General features: G+C 64.0%; 2 protein-coding genes and 1 pseudogene. 1 reads left to right on the top strand and 2 read right to left on the bottom strand.

What is annotated here, in order from left to right:
• Positions 1-280 (bottom strand): FGGY family carbohydrate kinase (locus EN935_RS26355; protein ID WP_245489053.1); only part of this gene is annotated, 280 nt, incomplete at its 3' end.
• An 81-nt stretch (positions 281-361) separates the two neighbouring features.
• Positions 362-1,684, bottom strand: coding sequence for a tetratricopeptide repeat protein (locus EN935_RS26360; RefSeq protein WP_127262790.1), 1,323 nt, complete (start codon positions 1,682-1,684; stop codon positions 362-364).
• A gap of 246 nt (positions 1,685-1,930) precedes the next feature.
• On the opposite strand from EN935_RS26360, the pseudogene EN935_RS26365 reads away from it, so the two are divergent.
• Positions 1,931-3,663 (top strand): annotated as a pseudogene (locus EN935_RS26365) (autotransporter outer membrane beta-barrel domain-containing protein); the annotation flags it as partial.

The following is a 3,663-nucleotide window of genomic DNA, read 5'->3' on the forward strand; positions in this document are numbered from 1 at the left end:
GCCGCAGCACCTTGTCGGCGGCGTCGAGCAGCGTTGCGCCATGCATGTGGCCGGACAAGCCAATACCCTTGACCGCGGCGAATTCCCCGGGATGCCTGGCTTTGAGGTCGGCAACCGCCTCCTCACAGGCCCGGATCCAGTCGTCGGGATTCTGTTCCGACCAACCCGGATGCAGGCGTGAAACATCGAGCGGCGCATGGCCGGAGCCGATGACGGTTTGCCCGGCATCGATCAGCAGCGCCTTGACGCCCGATGTCCCGAGATCGAGGCCGAGATACATGACTTCCTCCCATGCCATTAATTTTTTCGGGTCTCGAAAAAATCTGGCTTGGCCAGTTTTTAAAACAAGATCCGCTTCGGGTCAATTCTCCGACAAATCGACGGCGCGTCGCGAAAACAGCGCTGACAGCGGACTGTCGGGTCGCGCCATCGAACGTTCTGCCGTGAGCGCCCTGGCCAGCGCACCTTCACCGGCGCGCAGGGCCGCCTCGATCAGTGTCAGGTCGATGACGTCGCGCTGGGCGTGGCTGCCGCCGAAACGATGGGCGATCGACTGGATCGGCCGGATCAGGCGCACGGTCTCGGCGTAGCTGCCTTCACCGAACGCCTTGATGGCGAGCGTCAGCGGATGGCCGACATCCCTTGTGAAAGCCGCATTGTCGTCATTGCCGCGCATGGCTTCGCGCTGCGTCTCGAGCAAGGCGAGGGCTGGCGCATCGAGCCCTGCACCGACAAAGGCCATCATGGCGTGGGCATCGTTGAAGGCATAAAGGCCGGCGCCGGCCTTGCGCCAGTTGGCGGCGAGCGCTCCCCAGCGGTCGCCGACATCGAAACCGCCGAGGTGGAGCCGCCACAGGATTGCCGAGGCATCGACCATGTTGAGCGCCATCGTCGATTGCACGCTGTAGATGGGGCCATCATAGAGCGCCAGCACCTCATCCGTTTCGCCGAGATCATAATGGAACAGCGCGAGGTGCCACCAATTGTGGACCTGCAGGAAACTCTCCCTTGTCCACGCTTCCGGGTTGGCGCGCATCCAGGCGATGCCATCCCTTTGCCGGCTCTGCATTTCCATGACATGGGCGACGGCATGCTGAGCCCAGCCGTCGCGCGGCTCCATGTCGACCGCCGAGCGGCCGAGCTGTTCGGCCCTGACATAGTCACCCATTTCCTCCAGCCCGAACGCCTGCATGCCGAGCATGGCGTGGTAGCCGGGCATGCCGCTTTGCCAGGCTGGCAGGGCGCGGGCGATACGGTCGCGCAGCATGCGGGCATTGCCGGTGAAGAAATCGATCTGGTGGCCGACCTGCAGCGCCAGCCCGTCGCGCGGGGTCTCGATGGTGATATCTTCAAGAATGCGGCTGGCTTGATGCCAACGCCCGTTGGCGAGGTGACCAAGGGCTGTGACATGCGCCTGCTCGCGCGTGGTCGCGGCTAGCGGCAGTGCCGCTTCATGGCAAGCCTTGGCCACCGCCGTCGCCTCCCGCTCGGTGGCGAGGCCGAAGAGATAGCCCTTGAAGACATGTGCCATGACGAAGCCGGGATCTTCCGCGATGGCGCTGTCGATGGAGGCTACGGGATCGCCGATGAAGCACTGCAGTTCACGCACCGCCTGGCTGTAGGGCGTGAATCCCGCCTCCGTAGCGCCCGAAAGCGTCAGGCCGAATGCGTCCCTGATTGCCATGCGATGTCCTTTCATCGACCCGTGACAGGCCCTCGATCCTTCGGCCCAAGGCGATCCTAAAGCATGAGCCACGGACACGCCAACCACGCGCTGCGCCAGACCATTTCAGTAGTCTTTGCAGTTTAGCAACCATGCAGGGCAGATTAGCAACCATGCAGGGCAGATTAGGCTTTGTAAAATCGAGTGAATTGTGTCTTCATTGCGGCGCCGGGCGGGGGCTTGAAATCGCGAATCGAGAGGGACGCGATGCGGCATCTGAAGAACGGGCCTCAGAACAGTCGTTCGGAGGATGCGGAAGGAGCAGTTGCTTTGCTACGGCGAAGGCCGCGCCAGCTATATCCATGGCTTATTAGCGTCCTCTCAACTACAGCCTTTGCGTTGCTGCCCAATTCCGCTGCGTTTGCCGCATGCGTGCTGGGCCCATCCGCCGGGAACACCGTTTACACCTGCGATAGCGGCTCATCGGGCGGCAGCCTCGCCGATGCCGACGGCGACAACACGCTGAATTTTCCCGCCGGCGGCACCGGGCAGATATCAGGCAACGTCACCTTTGGCGTCGGCACGGACCGCATCGACATGCAGTCCGGCACCATCACAGGCACCGTCGATCAGGGCGGCGGCACGGATTTCTTTACCATTGGCGCCGGCACTGTCGCCGGCAATGTCCAGCAGGGCGCAGGCATCGACGATTTCAACATGAGCGGCGGCCAAATCGGTTCGCTCAACCAGGGCGATGGCCTCGACACCTTCACCATGACCGGCGGCCGCATCGTCGATTTCTTCGACGATGGCGACCGCGCCGTGATGACCGGCGGTCGCATCGGCCGCGTCAACATGAAGCTCGACAAGAACTATTTCAACATGTCCGGCGGGACCATCGACCGCAACCTCGTCACCGGCTTCGATGAGGACACGATCATCCTGTCGGGCGGCACCATCGGCGGCAACATCAGCGTCAGCGGCGGCAATGACAGCGTGACGGTCACCGGCGGCACGGTCGGCGGCGATATCCTGATGAGCTTTGGCGCCGACAACTTCGTCTGGAACGGCGGCGGCATCATCTATGGCGCTGTCGATCTCGGCGGCGACAACGACACCGCCAAGCTCAGCAACCTCACCAACGCCAATCTCGGTGGCACGGATGCAATAAACGGCGGTCTCGGTACCGACACGCTGACTTTCGACAACGTCGATCTGGACGGGATCGCCAGAGTCCAGAACTGGGAAACCATCAACGCCACCAACGACACCGAGCTGACGCTGGACGGCAATCTGGTGCTCGGCGACAGCGGCACCGGCACCGGATCGCTCAGTGTCGATGCCGCCAGCACGCTGTTCGGCGGCGGCTTCAACGCGGCGATCCAGGCCTTCACGGCCGGCCAGCTGGCGCAGGTCACCAATGCCGGACGCATCGACCTGACCAACGGCAGCACCGGCGCGACAGATCGGCTGACGATATCAGGCAATTATACCGGACTGGGTGGCCTGCTGCTTATCCAGACCGAGCTCGGTGACGATAGTTCCGCATCCGACCGGCTGGTCCTGTCGGGCGGAACGGCTTCCGGTTCGACCGGCATCACCGTGGTCAATCTCGGCGGCGCCGGTGCGGCGACCACGCAGGACGGCATCATGGTCGTCCAGGCGGTCAACGGCGCTACCTCCGGCGCCTCCACCTTTGCGCTCGACGCACCGGTCGCCGCCGGTGCCTTCGAATATTATCTGTTCAAGGGCGGCGTCAGCGCCGGCAGCGAAGAGAACTGGTACCTGCGCTCGACACTGATCACGCCGGCGACACCGGCAGCGGCTCCACCGGCGCTCGAACCCACCCCGCCGCCGGAACCGGTAGCGCCGGAGACCGAGCCGCCACCACCGCCATCCGAGCTGCCGCCGGTGCCGGTGCCGACCGAAGGCGACATCAACAACCCGCCCGTCGATCCGACGCCGCCGGTACAGGCCAGCGATCCGGCGCCCGAACCGCC

The sequence above is a fragment of the Mesorhizobium sp. M7D.F.Ca.US.004.03.1.1 genome (assembly GCF_003998635.1).
GTDB lineage: Bacteria > Pseudomonadota > Alphaproteobacteria > Rhizobiales > Rhizobiaceae > Mesorhizobium > Mesorhizobium loti.